The organism is Bacillus sp. EKM202B, assembly GCF_011066025.1.
GTDB classification, from domain to species: Bacteria; Bacillota; Bacilli; order Bacillales; family Bacillaceae_G; genus Bacillus_A; species Bacillus_A toyonensis.
The window spans coordinates 1-16,036 of the sequence record NZ_JAAMNK010000056.1 but is presented as its reverse complement, the minus strand read 5'-3'; the positions used below and the strand labels follow the sequence as shown (position 1 = coordinate 16,036).

The 16,036-nt window shown below is 35.7% G+C and carries 16 protein-coding genes; 11 read left to right on the top strand and 5 right to left on the bottom strand.

What is annotated here, in order from left to right; translation table 11 throughout:
• From G9F74_RS28620 to G9F74_RS28610, 3 genes are all read left to right on the top strand, one after another.
• Window positions 1-299 (top strand): LPXTG cell wall anchor domain-containing protein (locus tag G9F74_RS28620; protein WP_165406387.1); only part of this gene is annotated, 299 nt, incomplete at its 5' end.
• A gap of 141 nt (window positions 300-440) precedes the next feature.
• Window positions 441-1,931, top strand: coding sequence for a coproporphyrinogen III oxidase (locus G9F74_RS28615; RefSeq protein ID WP_002007015.1), 1,491 nt, complete (start codon window positions 441-443; stop codon window positions 1,929-1,931).
• Between the two features lie 383 nt (window positions 1,932-2,314).
• Entirely contained in the window at window positions 2,315-3,871 is a 1,557-nt protein-coding gene (locus G9F74_RS28610; protein WP_000281985.1) for a fatty acid--CoA ligase, read from the top strand.
• Between the two features lie 534 nt (window positions 3,872-4,405).
• On the opposite strand, the gene G9F74_RS28605 is transcribed toward G9F74_RS28610, so the two are convergent.
• Window positions 4,406-5,005, bottom strand: a complete 600-nt coding sequence (locus tag G9F74_RS28605; protein WP_000454873.1) for a DedA family protein — start codon at window positions 5,003-5,005, stop codon at window positions 4,406-4,408.
• Between the two features lie 216 nt (window positions 5,006-5,221).
• Window positions 5,222-5,857, bottom strand: coding sequence for a GNAT family N-acetyltransferase (locus tag G9F74_RS28600; RefSeq protein ID WP_001098951.1), 636 nt, complete (start codon window positions 5,855-5,857; stop codon window positions 5,222-5,224).
• A 109-nt stretch (window positions 5,858-5,966) separates the two neighbouring features.
• Between G9F74_RS28600 and G9F74_RS28595 the strand changes: the two genes are divergently transcribed.
• Window positions 5,967-6,785: a MerR family transcriptional regulator gene (locus G9F74_RS28595; RefSeq protein ID WP_016107905.1), complete on the top strand. Its 819-nt coding sequence runs from the start codon at window positions 5,967-5,969 to the stop codon at window positions 6,783-6,785.
• 51 nt (window positions 6,786-6,836) lie between these two features.
• Here the strand turns inward: G9F74_RS28595 and G9F74_RS28590 are convergent, their stop codons facing one another.
• Window positions 6,837-7,301, bottom strand: coding sequence for a hypothetical protein (locus G9F74_RS28590; protein ID WP_000955010.1), 465 nt, complete (start codon window positions 7,299-7,301; stop codon window positions 6,837-6,839).
• A 187-nt stretch (window positions 7,302-7,488) separates the two neighbouring features.
• Here G9F74_RS28590 and G9F74_RS28585 point away from each other — a divergent pair, with 187 nt between their 5' ends.
• Window positions 7,489-8,958 (top strand): SulP family inorganic anion transporter, encoded by a 1,470-nt coding sequence (locus G9F74_RS28585; protein ID WP_000486660.1) that lies wholly within the window; start codon window positions 7,489-7,491, stop codon window positions 8,956-8,958.
• Between the two features lie 115 nt (window positions 8,959-9,073).
• Here G9F74_RS28585 and G9F74_RS28580 read toward each other — a convergent pair whose 3' ends face one another.
• Window positions 9,074-10,432 carry an O-antigen ligase family protein gene (locus tag G9F74_RS28580; protein WP_016107906.1) on the bottom strand — a complete coding sequence of 453 codons (1,359 nt, stop codon included), beginning with the start codon at window positions 10,430-10,432 and terminating at the stop codon, window positions 9,074-9,076.
• Between the two features lie 420 nt (window positions 10,433-10,852).
• Here G9F74_RS28580 and G9F74_RS28575 point away from each other — a divergent pair, with 420 nt between their 5' ends.
• The 3 genes from G9F74_RS28575 to G9F74_RS28565 all read left to right on the top strand — a co-directional run bounded on the left by G9F74_RS28575 (window position 10,853) and on the right by G9F74_RS28565 (window position 12,589).
• A complete protein-coding gene (locus G9F74_RS28575) occupies window positions 10,853-11,641 on the top strand; it encodes an enoyl-CoA hydratase (RefSeq protein ID WP_016107907.1) in 789 nt (262 codons plus the stop codon).
• A 131-nt stretch (window positions 11,642-11,772) separates the two neighbouring features.
• A complete protein-coding gene (locus G9F74_RS28570) occupies window positions 11,773-12,084 on the top strand; it encodes a hypothetical protein (RefSeq protein ID WP_000720137.1) in 312 nt (103 codons plus the stop codon).
• 178 nt (window positions 12,085-12,262) lie between these two features.
• Window positions 12,263-12,589, top strand: a complete 327-nt coding sequence (locus G9F74_RS28565; RefSeq protein ID WP_000109210.1) for a nucleoside triphosphate pyrophosphohydrolase — start codon at window positions 12,263-12,265, stop codon at window positions 12,587-12,589.
• A gap of 21 nt (window positions 12,590-12,610) precedes the next feature.
• Here the strand turns inward: G9F74_RS28565 and G9F74_RS28560 are convergent, their stop codons facing one another.
• Entirely contained in the window at window positions 12,611-12,790 is a 180-nt protein-coding gene (locus tag G9F74_RS28560) for a hypothetical protein (protein WP_001027088.1), read from the bottom strand.
• Window positions 12,791-12,917: 127 nt separating this feature from the next.
• Between G9F74_RS28560 and G9F74_RS28555 the strand changes: the two genes are divergently transcribed.
• The 3 genes from G9F74_RS28555 (at window position 12,918) to G9F74_RS28545 (ending at window position 15,945) form a co-directional block, all read left to right on the top strand.
• A complete protein-coding gene (locus tag G9F74_RS28555; protein WP_016107908.1) occupies window positions 12,918-13,967 on the top strand; it encodes a M42 family metallopeptidase in 1,050 nt (349 codons plus the stop codon).
• Window positions 13,968-14,037: 70 nt separating this feature from the next.
• Window positions 14,038-14,751, top strand: a complete 714-nt coding sequence (locus tag G9F74_RS28550; RefSeq protein WP_016107909.1) for a hypothetical protein — start codon at window positions 14,038-14,040, stop codon at window positions 14,749-14,751.
• A gap of 240 nt (window positions 14,752-14,991) precedes the next feature.
• The gene (locus tag G9F74_RS28545; protein WP_000064982.1) at window positions 14,992-15,945 is read left to right on the top strand and encodes a TRM11 family SAM-dependent methyltransferase; all 954 of its coding nucleotides are present in this window, start codon (window positions 14,992-14,994) and stop codon (window positions 15,943-15,945) included.
• Window positions 15,946-16,036: the final 91 nt, after the last annotated feature.

Sequence of the window (16,036 nt, the reverse complement as noted above, 5' to 3'; positions counted from 1 at the left end):
CAGAAACACCAGGTGGAGGAACAGAAACACCAGGTGGAGGAACAGAAACACCAGGTGAAGGAACAGAAACACCAGGTGGAGGAACAGAAACACCAGGTGGAGGAACAGAGACACCAGGTGGAGGAACAGAAACACCAGGTGAAGGAACAGAGAAGCCTAACTTACCCGAAAAAGGGGAAGGTTCTTCTAATAATCAACAACTTCCAGCCACAGGACATGATATGAACTATCTCCCATTCGTTGGTTTTGTTCTTGTGTTATTAGGAATACGTTTAAGATTTATGATTAAAAATAGTTAATAGATGTATAAAAGGCATAAGAGAAATGTTATCTCTTATGCCTTTAAGTTATTAATAGAAGGAATAAGGTAAAACCTTCTGTATTGACCTGCAAACGCCCTTCAAGTAAACTAAAGAGAGTTTGCAAATGAAAAGGTGATAATGTTGTTAATTTCAATTAAAACGTTACAAGATGATCGTTTTTTACGTCCGCTACAAAATATTGGCGGCTTATTTTTTGAAGATAGTACGATTGGATTTGAACAAGAGGAAGCAAATCTTATCGTTGATATACACATTGAAGAGAATGTGAAAGCATCAGCTCGCTTAACAGATGTTGCTACTGGAAATGTGTATGAAGAAACATTCGCGAAAGATTTATCTGCTTTTACAGATGAAAAAGAGCGTATGAAGCAAGTGAAACATGTTGTTTCTTATGTATATCTTTCTGTTCTTCAGCAGTTAACAGGTCTTGAACAAAGCTGGGGTATTTTAACGGGAGTACGTCCGACGAAACTTCTTCATAAAATGCTTCAAAGTGGTATGTCAAAAGAAGAAGCACATCAAGAACTTCGTGAAAGCTATTTAATTCATGAAGAGAAAATTGAACTTCTTCAGCGTATTGTTGATTGTCAATTAGCAGTTGTTCCGGATTTATACCGTTTGAAAGAGGAAGTAAGTATTTATATCGGTATTCCATTCTGTCCGACGAAATGTGCATACTGTACATTCCCAGCTTACGCAATTAACGGACGCCAAGGCTCTGTGGATTCATTCTTAGGTGGTTTACATTATGAAGTTCGTGAAATTGGTAAGTTTTTAAAAGAAAAAGGTGTGACAGTTACGACAATTTATTACGGCGGCGGTACACCAACAAGTATTACAGCAGAAGAGATGGATATGCTGTATGAAGAAATGTATGAAGCATTCCCAGATGTGAAAAATGTGCGTGAAGTAACAGTTGAGGCAGGTCGTCCAGATACAATCACGCCAGCGAAACTAGAAGTGTTAAATAAATGGAATATTGACCGCATTAGTATTAATCCGCAGTCATACCATCAAGAGACATTAAAAGCAATTGGGCGTCATCATACTGTAGAAGAAACAATTGAGAAGTATCATTTAGCTCGTGAAATGGGAATGAACAATATTAATATGGACTTAATTATTGGTCTTCCTGGTGAAGGGTTAGATATCTTCAAGCATACGTTAGATGAAACAGAAAAGTTAATGCCAGAATCATTAACAGTTCATACGTTATCATTTAAACGTGCTTCTGAAATGACACAAAACAAACGTAAATATAAAGTAGCAGGTCGTGAAGAAATTACAGCGATGATGCACGAAGCAGAAGAGTGGACGCAAAAGCATAATTACGTACCATATTACCTATATCGTCAAAAGAATATTTTAGGTAACTTAGAGAACGTTGGTTATGCAATGCCTACGCAAGAAAGTATTTACAACATTGTTATTATGGAAGAAGTACAATCGATTATCGGACTTGGCTGTGGTGCTTCAAGTAAGTTTGTTCATCCGAAGACGGGCGCAATTACGCATTTCGCGAATCCGAAAGATCCAAAATCATATAACGATGGCTTTGTAAAATATACAGAAGATAAACTGAAAATTTTAGAAGAGCTGTTTGTGTAAGCATAAGAGGACTGTTCCGATTTGGAACAGTCTCTTTTTTATCCGGCTATTTGCGGGGGGAAGGCTGCCTGTAAAAACCCGATTAAAGTTTCGTTTTATTTTGTCAGTTTTTGTCGGTAAGTCGATATATGCGAAAAATCGCTGATATATATTGAGTTGCGGTCGATATATTTTAAAAATCGCTGATATATTTCAAGTTGCGGTCGATATATTCAAAAAACCGCCGATATAATTTTATTTACTGAGAAGTGAATCAAAACATACCTTCATTTGTAAAACTATGTCGATAATAATCAGGAAAATTAGTCAATTTTATAGAGGACAATGTCTACTTATAGACGAAATGATAGATTTATGAAAGAGAAAAGGGGGAAATTGTTGGCATGTACATGACGATAGGGAGAATTTTTGATTTATCTGTTGGTAAGTATCCGAATAAAGAGGCGTTAGTGGAACCAGAAAAAAATATTCGCTGGACGTATAAACAGTGGGATGAACAAATAAATAAAACGGCGCACGCTCTATTAGAAGAGGGAGTAAGAAAGGGAGATTGTGTATCTGTTTACTTATATAACTGTCGTGAATTTGTAAACGTTTACTTAGCTTGTGCAAAAATTGGTGCAATCTTTAATCCAATTAATTTCCGCTTAAAAGCGAAAGAAGTATCTTATATTCTTCAGGACGCATCCTCGAAAGTAGTTGTCTTTGAAAAAGCAGTTGAGTCAACTGTTGCTATGATTGAAAGAGATTTTCCAAATACATCCTTTTGGTATGTAGAAGACGATAAACCTTCCTATGCAAGCTCCTACCATGAAAAAGTAAATGCAGCATCTTCTGAGAAAGTAGATATCGAAATTGATGAAATGGATTATTGCTCTATGCTTTATACGAGCGGTACGACAGGGCATCCGAAAGGCGTATTGCATCGTCATCGTGAAATGACTGAGCATAGTATGATTTGTACGTATTTCTTAAAATACAACAGGGATAGTGTCGGGCTTGTAGTAGCACCTTTATATCATTGTGGTGAGTTGAATGCTGGGATTATACCGCGCATTCAAGTTGGCGGAAAGAATGTTATTTTGCATCACTTTGATACTGAAACAGTATTACATACGATTCAAGAAGAGAAGATTACAACGTTCTTTGCAGCACCGACGATGTGGAATATGTTGCTGCAAAAAGATTTATCCCAATATGATTTAACTTCGATGAAAATTGGTATATATGGCGGAGCAGCAATGGCACCGGCTTTAGTGAAGGAATGTAAAGAACGTCTTTATATTGATCTCGTCCAAATATACGGAATGACAGAAATGGGGCCAGTTGTTGCGTTTCTCGTGGAAGAGGATCAAATTACGAAAGCTGGTTCAGCAGGGACGCCATGTTTTAGCCATGAAATTCGTATTGTAAAGCCGAACGAAGATGCACCTGCAGAGCCAGATGATGTATTACCTCCTTATGAAGTGGGAGAAATTATTTTGCGCGGTCCGACTATGATGGCTGGCTATCATAACCGTGAAGAAGCAAACACAAAATCGCTGTATAAAGGATGGTATCATTCAGGTGACTTAGGTTACTTTGATAAAGATGGCTATTTATTCGTTGCAGATCGCGTGGATGATATGGTAATTAGCGGTGGTGTAAATATTTATCCTCGTGAAATTGAAGATTACCTCCATAGTCACCCTGGTATATTAGATGTTGCAGTGCTTGGTGAACCTGATGAATTATGGGGAGAACGTGTTGTAGCCGTTATTGTAAAGAAAGATGAAGCGATCACAGAAGCTGATTTAGAAAAGTATTGTAAAGAAAGTGATGAATTAGCAGATTATAAACGCCCACGTCATTATTTATTTGTGGATGAACTTCCTCGTAATGCGAGTGGGAAACTACAGAAATTTGTGCTGAGAGAGTCACTGAAAGGTGCGAAAAAGTAGGCGATAGAACGGTCGTCTATACAAATGAGGCTATCTTTTTAACAAGAAAAGATAGCCTCATTTTTCTTGAAAATGATTAGAAAGATAGTATGTATCTTCTATTTGTAATCCATTTTATTATTATATAAAAATCTTTTTCGGGTGGTATTTTTAATTTTAAATGTATGAAATTCGGTTTTAAATAAAGGTTTGTTGGGATATGGAGATGTATTTTTCATATATAAAAATAATAATTTTAGTGTGCGAGGAATAAAGTTATAAGAAGGTAATGTTGGATAATAAATGTTTAAAAAGAAAATAGATTAGGTCATCAGATGACCATATGAATAGAGTGGTCATTTAGTATATTTTGGGAGCGATGATGTTTAGACGTCAAAAAAATTAATGTGCTTGACCTAAGGTTTAGTTTGAGAGCAAGATTTATGTAATAAAAAAACGGAGGCGAATAGGTCTCCGTTTTTTTATTTGTGTACGCAGTTAAGCTGGATAATACTTATGGTTGAAAGATTTTAATAACATGCGGTTCGTTCTAATTCAGATTTTTATAAACACATGTTTTATTTTTTTGCGAAATCGTATGATTAGCGTAATGACAATAATACCGAAGAGGATTTTCCAAATGTTTTGACCAAGTACCATGAATATATCTTCTAAGTTTTCCCCTAACCAGTAACCACCGATTAAGAAGAATGATACCCAAAATAGGGCGCCTGAATAAATTGTCAGCGCAAAGCGGCGAAATGGTAAGTTGATAATTCCTGCAAAGTACCCTGTAAAGTGGCGTACACCTGGAATGAAAAAAGCAATGAAGATTAGAAAATACCCGTATTTATCGAACCACGTTTGCGTTAACTTAATTTTTCGTTCTGTTAAGAATACATATTTGCCGTATTTCTGAATAAATGGCATGCCAAGTTTATTTCCTAAGAAGTATTGAAATGTCATACCTACACTTGTCCCAATAAAAGATAAAAAAATTAAAATGGGTAAACTTAAATCGCCTTGATGTGATAAAAACCCTGCATAGGCTAATGTCGGCTCTCCTGGAAACGGAAGAGCGATATATTCTAAAAGCAATCCGACGAGTACGACATAATACCCGTATTGTTGGAACAATTCATAAATCCATTCCATGTTGTACTCTCCTTTTTAAATTGATGTTGTTACATAATTTCCTCTTTTTCGCACTAATCGAATGGAAACAATAGTAGTAGAAGAGTTTGGTTGGAGGATCGTATGATTCTTTCATAACGACTCGCTTCATACAGAAGAGGTGAGATGTTGAAGTGAATAATCATACTGAATATAGCTCTTTGCTAATTAGCAAAGAGCATCGAAGTGTAAATGTTACTATGAGCTAAAATCATAGCGGTATAAAAATACATTAAATTCTTCTTCTTTTGGTTCGAAATGAACAGTTTGTTCCTTAATACGCTTAAAGTTTTGTTTGTCATAAAATCCATAGTTACAGTTATTGTCTGTATATAAATATAAAGATGTAACATCTTCGTCTGTCATATATTGGAACAAGTAGTTCATTAATGATTTCCCAACACCAAGTCCTCTAGATTCTTCAGATACGATGAATAATTGTATACAACCTTGAAACTGATCTTCTTTTCCTTGAATTAGTTCCTTATATGTTTTTTTAACTTGTATAAATGATTTTAAAAACTCTCTATTCTCTTTATTCGTCATGAATAGTTTTAGCGTGTTATAGGAAAGGCTAAAACTATTATGAAATCTCTTTAAACGATTTTTATCTTTTTCGGAATCGCCTAAAATGACACCGATAATTTTATTATCTTTTTCAGCTACCTTGCTAAAGGAACTTCCTAAAATGCAACTGTGTAGATAGAAGTTTAATATTGAATTTAAAAATTTTTTATCAGTAATAAATTCATTAAATCCAAATGCCTCACCGATTAAATGTTTAATAGGCTCATAGTCTTCTTTAACAAGGTTTCTATATTTTACTGTATTCATAATTGTATACTCCCTTTATTAATGTAAATATCTTATTATAAATGGTAAGGTCTCCTCTAAGGAGAGAGTCAATGGTTGTTAGAGAAAAAACATAAGGGAAGAGATTTAAATGAAAAAATTATTTTCTATTGGAGAAGTTGCAAAAATAAAGGATATAACGATAAAAGCATTAAGGTACTATCATAAGATGGGGATTCTTATCCCGAAACATATTGATGAATCAACGGGATATAGATATTATTCTATAGATCAATTTATTCACATAGATATTATAAAAAGCTGTAGAGAGTTGAACACTAGTATAGTAGAGCTTCAAGAGATTTTTAAGGATTGTAATACAGATAAATTATTACAGTTTTTACAATTGAAGAGGGATGAGGCAGAAGAAAATATAAAAAAAATGAGAGAAGTAATCGAAACTATTGATTGTTTAAATGAGAAAGTAGGGAGTTCACAGGATATATTAAAGGATGATGGAATATCTATTACGTTTTTTGAACAGCGTCATGTAATTGTAGCGCCTTGTAAAGAAGTGGGGAGTTTGCAGGAGTTACTGTATTATTCTGATTTAGAGAAAGTCATTGACGATTATGAAGGGAAAATGTCAATGGAAATGGGGATTTTATACAACGTAAATGAAAAGTGGGATGTAGAACCGAAGTATGTTTTTCATAAGGTAAAAGATTATGTACATATGGAAGATGATAAGAATATAAAAATGTTACCGAGTGGGCAGTATGCAACTTTATCGTATAGTAAAGAAAATGAAGAGGAACGTAGAAATACTATGATTAAATATATAAAAGAAAATCATATAGAAGTGGAAAGTTTTATTGAAGTGGAGCTAGTTAATGATATTTTTAATACGGAGTCTTATAGCTGTCAAATTCAAATCTTTATAGAGGATAGTGAAAATTTGACATTTTGATAAATGATAATCCCGTAATTTACGGGATTATCATGAGTAGCAAGAAGTGTATTATTTACGTGAAAAACCTTCTTCATCAAGGTATTCCGCTGCTTCTGGATAAGAGTTGAATGTACCGTCTAAGTTTACGCCAGCATAAACGTTCCACATGTCATCCTCTGATATAAGAGTAAGAATATGACCATCTTCGTTATGCCATTCTTCTTCTTTCGCAGGTTCTGCAGGGATTACTACTTCTTCTTGTGATAATAGTTCAATTGATTGCTCAATTACTGAACGTAATTCTTCCGCTGAAAATTCACGGATGTTAATCATACCTTTATCGTCCGTTTTGTAACCTTTAATACCGCTTGCATATACAAATCCGTTTCCATTTGGGTGTAAATGATATACAACGTTCTTTTTATCTAAACGACTTTCTTCAAAGTGAAAGTTTACGCGTTTTAATGATACGTTCTTTCTTTCTAATTCAGGGAAAGATTCAATGATCGATAATTTTTCTTCAAAAGTTAGCATAGTGCCTCCAAGTATATAGTAAAAGATTTAATTTGTTCATTATAGCATAGTTGCAATTGTTTCCAAAGGTAAGGGGGAAACTTTTCATTGAATACGTTTACTTCACGAGACTGTAAAAAGTACGCTAACGAATAAATCTTTTTAGGTGTACAATGGAACGTGGACTTTATATGAAGGTGGTTATTTTATGTTTCAAAAAATTGCAAAGGAATGTTTAGCAGGATTTACGGTTGCGATTGTTGCGTTGCCACTTGCCATTGCGTTTGGTATTGCGGCAACGGGAACGTCTGAAGGAGCACTGGTCGGATTGTATGGTGCCATTTTTGCAGGTTTATTCGCAGCGTTATTTGGTGGTACACCTGGTCAGGTTACTGGGCCAACTGGACCGATTACGGTTATCGCGACAGGAGTTATTGCGACGCACGGGTTAGAGGCGAGTTTTATAGCATTTATGATGGCGGGACTTTTTCAAATTTTATTCGGGGTATGTAAGCTAGGCTCTTACGTTCGATATATTCCGTATCCTGTCGTTTCAGGATTTATGAACGGTATTGCACTGATTATTATTTTAGGTGAAATAAAACACGTGCAAAATAGTTTTCTGCTCGTAGTATTAACGATCATTGTAATGATTGTTTCTGGAAAATGGATTAAGGCCATTCCATCTAGTTTAGTTGCGTTAGTCGGTGTGACTGCGTTGTTGCCTTTATTTTCTTCATTGTTAGAAGGGCTTACAGTGAAGGTACCGATTATCGGAAATCTTTCACTAAATAAAGTAATTGAAAAGATTGGAACGATTCCAGAAGCGATGCCTACGCTTCATATTCCATCTTTAAGTGGAACAGGATTAGCAGAACTTATTTTACCAGCGCTTAGTATTGCTTTATTAGGTTCGATTGACTCTTTATTAACGTCAGTCGTAATGGATAATGTGACAGGTACACGTCATAAAAGTAATAAAGAACTTGTCGGACAAGGTATCGGTAATATGATGAGCGGATTGTTCGGCGGATTAGCAGGTGCAGGGGCGACTGTACGATCTATCGTTAATATAAGAAGTGGCGGTAAAACGGCGCTTTCGGCAAGTATGCATAGTGTTATATTGTTTATTTTCATTATGGGACTCGGTTCAGTCGTACAATACATTCCACTTGCTGTATTATCAGGTATTTTAATTTTAACGGGTATTGGAATGTTCGATTGGGAAAGCATGAAGAAAATGCATGTAGCGCCAAAAGGTGATGTTATTGTTATGCTCGTAACGATGATCGTTACAGTGAAGTTTGATTTAATGATCGCTGTTGCATTCGGGATTATTCTTTCCTTCATCCTATACATTGTGAAATGTAAAGAACGTAAAACTTCGATTGTAAAAGAAAGAGAAGCAACGTATACGATTCAAGGACCGCTCTCTTTCTTATCAGTAGATCGTATTTTTACTACTTTACAAGATGTGAAGTCACCGATTGTTTTACGTATGAAAGATGTGCGCTATATGGATGTGTCAGGAGCGATGGCATTATTAAATTTTGTTGAGCAGTCAAATAAAGCTGGAGCGAGTGTAACGCTTGAACAAGTACATCCAAGTATTGAAAAAACAATTGTAGTAATGGCGAACGACGAACAGAAAGAGAAATTGAAGTTTTTAGGTGTTTAGACAGTATAATAAAAATATCGCAAAAGAAAATTTAGAGTATGTAAAACACGAATGAAATAAAAAGAAGGTGCTCGAAAATCCAGTATAACGGACTTTTCAGAGTACCTTCTTTTTGTTATTCAATTCCCAAGTCAACAATCATATAAGCAAGTATAACAACGAAGAAAATACTTACGGCTGGTGCTGTTAATACGTGACCAGACATAAAGCCGATGCCGAGCGATAAGACGAGTGTGTTAGCTAGTAGCATATGTTTTACATTTAATAGTTTCTTGAAGTTAGTGATGATGCGAATGAATATTTTAATACCGAAATAAAGAAGCGGCAGCAAATACATAAGGAATCCAACAATGCCGAACGCAAAGAATAGGTCGTAGAAATCCATTTCGACTAATTTAGGTGTAGTTGTATAGTTACCAGCGTAGCCCATTCCAAATAGTTTTTGAGATAGTGGTGCGTCTTTATAGTATTGTTTGTATACGTTTAAAAACTTGTCACGATCACTGTAAATTAAACTCTTCATTTCAGAGTCTGTTAGTTCACCCTGCTCACGTTCTTCTTTCGTTACCTCTCCTTCTTGTACTGGATTTTTATATTTATATATTTGTAAATGGATGCTCATGTTTTTGGCGATAGGAGTATATGGTGTAAGTATGAGTATACCTCCTAATACGATAGCAACAACAATTGTATTTACAAGATATGTGAATCCTTTTCCTTCTTTTTTACGATGAATAATATATTCAATGAATAAGAAAAAAAGAGCGATACCAAGTGTAATAACAATGGCACCATAGCCTACTTTCGTTCCAATCATAATGCTTGCATACATCGCAAGTACAGTTGGAATCCAGTAATAGATTTTCGAGAAAGAAGTTGTTTTATGAATTGAGTACAAGACAACGATGGGGAACGTAATGGCGAAAATGGAACTTAACTCATTTCCAGCAAAGAACCATCCCCTTGAACCGATCTTTGAGTTCGGATAACTTGGGAAATCTGTACTAGTCAACATTGCCACAATAATTGAGATACTCAAAATTAACGTTGCATATAAGAAATAGATAATGATTTTATGAAACGCATATTCGTTATTTTTTAACTCTTTAAGAGCAATAATATACCCAAACAGTAGTACCATTGGATATACACTTTTTAAAATGAATTTCACTTCTTCTCCGAAAGAAACTGGAGATTTGACCATTAAATTATTAACAAGGCCGATTGTGAGTACAGTTCCAAGTAAGCATAAGTAGAGAATGTATTTTTTCGCACCTTGTTGTTTGTGATGAAGAAGTAGATACCCTGATGCAAGAAGCATAAAGGCGAAACGGACTACGATTCCGACTGTTGCGCTCATGTGTAATATATAGATTGAAAAAGATGTTAGTAAATCTAAAATTGGTTGAAACACAATGAATAGCAGTAGGAAATGTGGGAAGTAGTTATCCGTCTGTTTCAACTTATTAACCATATGTTCCTCCATTTCTTCATTCTTTTATTTCAGCACCCGAGTGAGGGGATAAATACCTTTTTATCCGGCTATTTACCGCGCAGTAAAACTCCCACCTCAAAATTCAGCTGGAGCAAAGAAGTTAGGTGGAAGCCCTGCGGACCGTAAAAGCCTTCACTTTATAGTAAGGCGAATGAATTTCAATATTTGTTTTTAAGCAGTACATGCAAGAAGACATTATTTCATTGTAATGATAGATAGATGAAAGGTATGGATAAAACGACTTTGATTGCTATATTTTTTAACGAAATGGTATGTTTTATACAGGATATATACAAATTGCGAGATTATTAGACAGAAAATTAAGAAAAAAGAAGGATTTTTTACCTGTTTTCTATAATTATATAAGTATAATCTTTATGTAGAAAAGAGGGGGATATGATGGAAGTAACGAGTAAAACAGAATCTGTGGTTGTGAAATATGAAGGAAGCGTAGCAACGGTGATGGTCAATCGCCCAGAAGTGTTAAATGCATTAGATGAGCCAACGTTAAAAGAGCTATTACAAAAGTTGAAAGAAGTAGCGGAGAGTTCTGCGCATATTGTTGTGCTATGCGGGAACGGCCGTGGTTTTTCTGCGGGTGGGGATATTAAATCGATGCTTTCAAGTAATGATGAAAGCAAGTTTGACGGTATTATGAATACCATTTCTGAAGTCGTTGTAACTTTATATACGATGCCGAAGCTTGTGATTAGTGCAATTCATGGACCAACTGCTGGTCTTGGATTAAGTATTGCATTAACTGCTGATTATGTGATGGCAGATATATCGTCAGTTATTGCGATGAACTTTATTGGAATCGCTTTAATTCCAGATGGTGGCGGTCATTTCTTCCTAAAAAAGCGCGTCGGTGAAAATATGACGAAGCAAATTATTTGGGAAGGCAAGAAATTATCAGCAACAGAAGCGTTAGATATCGGCTTAATTGATGAAGTAATCAGCGAGGACTTCCAAACAGCTGTGAAACAAAAAATTAATGAATGGTTACAAAAACCGGTTAAGGCGATGATTCAAACGAAGCAAATTTTATGTGAAGTCAATCGCTCTAATTTAGAACAGACGTTGCAGCTTGAAAAACGCGGTCAATATGCGATGAGACAAACAGCTGACCATAAAGAAGGCATTGCTGCGTTTTTAGAAAAACGTCTACCAGCATTTAAAGGGGAATAAAGTAAAACTTTAATTAGTGAGGGATTTTGCTCACTTCCTACTGATTATTAGCCCGTTAATTCAGGATAAAAGGGAGAAAGTGCTAACACATTTTAGTATAATTGTGTTAGCACTTTTTTTAGGAGTCATACATGAAAAAAATTATAGGTATTACCGGTATAATTTTGTTTGTATATTATGCTTTGCACAGTACACCATCTATGGCTGTACGAACTGCATTATTTTTTGAAGGGCATCCAAGTGTTGCGTTTTCTGGCGGGGTGACGAAAGAAAAAGATGTGAAAAAAGAAGCGATTCCAGATGAGTACCAAACTTTATATGGTAATGAAGAAGAAAAATCAGAGCACTATTTCTTCCCGCATGTAAGGGCGCACGGATCAGGAATTGATATGTTAAGTGCGTGTGTGAAAAAAGAGTGGTTTTTCTATAAAGTGAAACTTTAATCAGTGGGGGTTTTGTTCATCCCCCACTGATTATTAGTTGAACCAATCGGGCGTTTACGGGCAGTTGATCTCCCACCTAACTTCTTTGCCCCATCTGAATTTTGAGGTGGGAGTTTTACTGCCCGTTAATGCGGGATAAAGCAGAGCTCGGGTGTTATTGAACATAGGAGGATGAATGATGTCAACTTATAACAAGTTAGTAAGAGACCGTGTTCCAGAGAAAATATTAATGTCTGGAAAAACATATACAGCACAAAAATTAACAGGCCAAGCATACATACAAGCTTTAGCGAAAATTGGAACGGAAGAAGTTCGTGAATTTGCTTCTATGAAAGAGCGTGAACATGCGTTAGATTCTCTTGCGGATGCACTGGAAGTGATTATGTCATTAGCGCGTGCAGAAGGAGCAACAATTGAAGACGTAGAACGCCTTCGTAAGCAAAAAAAAGAAGAGCACGGTGGATTTGAAAGAGGGATTTATTTATTAGATGTTTCAGAAGAATAGTTTTATAGGAAAAGCATAGCGTTACTCACTAACGCTATGCTTTTTTGCTGCAATGAAGCTAATAATGAAGAAGATAGCCGTTAATCCCCAGCCGATTGTAATAGAAGTAGTAGTATGAACGGCATAAGAAACTTGTAAACAAAGTAATGATGCTAAAAACCAAATGAGTGCAATGTGTATATATTTTTTTGATATATTCATATTTTGTAGCTCCTTTTTACATACTAAAGAGAATTTTACTATAATTTAGAAAATTAGACCATATAAGTAGAGGTTTCATAGCAAATTTTGTATACTGAATAATAGAGAAAATGAGGAGGAAACGACAATGGCACATCATACGAAAGAAACGATGGAACTCATTAAGGAGCTTGTCTCTATTCCGAGTCCATCTGGAAATACGGCGAAAATTATTAATTTCATTGAAAACTATGTGAGTGAGTGGAACGTAGAGACGAAGCGTAATAATAAAGGCGCTCTTATTTTAACGGTAAAAGGGAAAAATGATGATCAACATCGTTTATTAACTGCTCATGTTGATACGTTAGGTGCGATGGTAAAAGAAATTAAATCTGACGGTCGTCTTCGTTTATCTATGATTGGCGGATTTCGCTGGAACTTTGTAGAAGGGGAATATTGCGAAATTGAAACGTCAAGCGGTAAGGCGTATACAGGAACGATTTTAATGCATCAAACATCTGTACACGTATATAAAGATGCAGGTGAAGCGAAACGCGATGAGAAAAATATTGAGGTTCGTATTGATGAGCGTGTCTTTTCAGCTGATGAAGTACGCGAATTAGGAATTGAAGTAGGAGACTTCGTTTCATTCGATCCGCGTGTTCAAATTACAGACAGTGGATACATAAAATCACGTCATTTAGATGATAAAGTAAGCGTAGCAATTCTATTAAAATTAATTAAAAGATTGCAAGATGAAAATGTAACATTACCATATACGACGCATTTCTTAATTTCTAATAATGAAGAGATTGGATACGGTGGAAACTCTAACATTCCAGAAGAAACTGTTGAATATTTAGCAGTTGATATGGGAGCGTTAGGTGATGGACAAACATCTGATGAATATACAGTATCTATTTGCGCAAAAGATTCTAGTGGTCCATACCATTATGCATTACGTAAACATTTAGTTGAGCTTGCGAAAGCGAACAATATTGAATATAAAGTAGATATTTACCCGTACTACGGATCTGACGCATCAGCTGCGATTCACGCTGGATTTGATGTAAAACATGCATTAATTGGAGCCGGTATTGATTCTTCTCACGCTTTTGAACGTACGCATGAGAGTTCCATTGCACATACAGAATCATTAGTATATGCGTATGTAATGTCTAATTTAATTGAAGACTAATTTCATAGAAAATAAAGTGGGCTGATTAAAAATAATATTTTTAATCAGCTTTTCATTTAGGGGGGACAAGATGAAGAAATTATTGATGGGTAGTATCGTTGTAAGTTTAGCGTTAAGTGGATGTGCTCAAGAAGGTTCAGATGAAAAAGTAGTGACGAAGGTAGAGGATACCCAGGGGAATAAAAAAGAGAGTAGAAAAATACAAGGGTCACAAATAAATCCACAAGTGCAAAGTCGCTACACTGTTTTAATGAATTCTACTGAGGGAGAAGCGTATACTTTGCATGTTTTTTCGAATAATGAACAACATGAAACGCAAAAAGAACCTTGGGTTGGTGCACAAGAAGGGGATCAAATATATAAAGGTGAATATCAGCTTGCCTTACAATCTACAAGCGCGACATTATATTTGCAAGAGGCGAAAATTGGAGAGTTTGTATTTAATACGTCTAGAAAAAATGGATTTGTAAGTAAAGGTACACCAGATTTTTTCGTAGCACTGCAACGTGAGTCTTCTAATTTTTCAACAGTGAAAGCTTTTTATATTCATAAAGGGAAAGTGCTCGAAGTGAAAATCGATGAAGATGATTTTGGTATTACAGGAACTTGTTTTAAAGCTTTAGATAAAGGGAAGTTTCTTATTGGGAATTATGATAATGGAGAAGGAATGTGGTATTTTTCGACTTTCCAAATCGATCTTGAAACGGGAAAAGCGAAACGGGTTGATCAGAAAAAGCTTCCTTTGGAGGAAGGGAATGTATATGTTAAGGACAATTTCAAATGATACATTAGGAGAAGCAACTTATGATGGTATGCTAGATTACTAGGAAGAACAAGCTCAGAATGTATCTTCTTTTTGTTATTAAAAATAAAGAGATTGCCAATAGGCAGTCTCTTTTATTTGCGAAAGGATTTAGAAAGGTTTCTCTTTATTTCCGGCATATGATATCATTTAATTTTATATACAAAAATATTCGAGTAATTGTGATCATAACAATTTTAAACGATAAAGGATGATAATAGATTGAGTAATCATAGTAAAACACCTGCATGTATATATACGTATGCGTTTCGCGAAGAGGAGCGTGCTTTATGTTACTTGGAAATGCGCTCGTTCTTTGGGATGGAGTCTCACGTTAATATTTTGAAAAGTGAAGTCAAGATTGCTCCGAGTAGAAGTCCGTTTATTAAAGAGCGCGTTGAGGTTATGTATGAAGGGGACGACTTAGAAAGCATTTTAGAACAAGTGGAACAAATTGATTTAGCAGGAGCGACATTCAAAGTTATCTTCGTTAAAATCAATGATCTTGGTAAAGAAAATAAAATTGAATATGGGGAAAGACGCCTTATTGAACGAGACCTCGGTATGCATATTGAAGGAGAAGCAGACGTTCGTAATCCAGAGCGCGTATTCGGGATTGTTCCTCTTGGAGGACGTTGGTACTTCGGGCACTATGTAGAAAGTGATCCAGTTTGGTATCATCACATAAAAAAACCGCATAGCTATTCGACATCACTGAGCACACGTGTTGCTAGAGCTGTCGCAAATATCGCTGTACCAAACCCAGATGGAGTACGAGCAATTGACCCGTGCTGTGGCATTGGAACAGTAGTGGTAGAAGCACTTTCTATGGGGATTAACATCGTTGGTAGAGATATAAATCCACTTGTAGTTCTTGGAACGAGAAAAAACATCGCACATTTCGGGTTTGAAGGAACAGTAACAAAAGGCCCAATTGAAGAAATTACTGAGAACTACGACGTCGCAATTATCGATATGCCATACGACTTATTTACGCACGCAACACCAGAAGATCAACTCTCGATTCTTTCAAGTGCGCGCCGTATCGCAAAAAAAGTAGTCGTTGTCACGATGGAAACAATGGACGACATGATTCATGAAGCGGGATTTGAAATTACAGACCGCTGCATCACAAGAAAAGGATCATTTTCTAGACAAATTCTTGTTTGTGAATAAAAAAAGGTCACCCGTTATGAACTGAACCCAAAAAATTAGACAAATATATTAAGCAGCTACTAAGGATTGAACTCTGTATTGCACAGGGGAC

What these genes read in the sequence shown, in the direction of transcription:
- G9F74_RS28605 (WP_000454873.1), bottom strand. Translation starts at nt 5,005, where the DNA reads ATGGAATGGATTTATGAATTGTTCCAACAATACGGGTATTATGTCGTA.
- G9F74_RS28555 (WP_016107908.1), top strand. Translation starts at nt 12,918, where the DNA reads ATGGCACATCATACGAAAGAAACGATGGAACTCATTAAGGAGCTTGTC.
- G9F74_RS28565 (WP_000109210.1), top strand. Translation starts at nt 12,263, where the DNA reads ATGTCAACTTATAACAAGTTAGTAAGAGACCGTGTTCCAGAGAAAATA.
- G9F74_RS28585 (WP_000486660.1), top strand. Translation starts at nt 7,489, where the DNA reads ATGTTTCAAAAAATTGCAAAGGAATGTTTAGCAGGATTTACGGTTGCG.
- G9F74_RS28580 (WP_016107906.1), bottom strand. Translation starts at nt 10,432, where the DNA reads ATGGTTAATAAGTTGAAACAGACGGATAACTACTTCCCACATTTCCTA.
- G9F74_RS28600 (WP_001098951.1), bottom strand. Translation starts at nt 5,857, where the DNA reads ATGAATACAGTAAAATATAGAAACCTTGTTAAAGAAGACTATGAGCCT.
- G9F74_RS28590 (WP_000955010.1), bottom strand. Translation starts at nt 7,301, where the DNA reads ATGCTAACTTTTGAAGAAAAATTATCGATCATTGAATCTTTCCCTGAA.
- G9F74_RS28610 (WP_000281985.1), top strand. Translation starts at nt 2,315, where the DNA reads ATGTACATGACGATAGGGAGAATTTTTGATTTATCTGTTGGTAAGTAT.
- G9F74_RS28575 (WP_016107907.1), top strand. Translation starts at nt 10,853, where the DNA reads ATGGAAGTAACGAGTAAAACAGAATCTGTGGTTGTGAAATATGAAGGA.
- G9F74_RS28560 (WP_001027088.1), bottom strand. Translation starts at nt 12,790, where the DNA reads ATGAATATATCAAAAAAATATATACACATTGCACTCATTTGGTTTTTA.
- G9F74_RS28570 (WP_000720137.1), top strand. Translation starts at nt 11,773, where the DNA reads ATGAAAAAAATTATAGGTATTACCGGTATAATTTTGTTTGTATATTAT.
- G9F74_RS28595 (WP_016107905.1), top strand. Translation starts at nt 5,967, where the DNA reads ATGAAAAAATTATTTTCTATTGGAGAAGTTGCAAAAATAAAGGATATA.
- G9F74_RS28550 (WP_016107909.1), top strand. Translation starts at nt 14,038, where the DNA reads ATGAAGAAATTATTGATGGGTAGTATCGTTGTAAGTTTAGCGTTAAGT.
- G9F74_RS28615 (WP_002007015.1), top strand. Translation starts at nt 441, where the DNA reads ATGTTGTTAATTTCAATTAAAACGTTACAAGATGATCGTTTTTTACGT.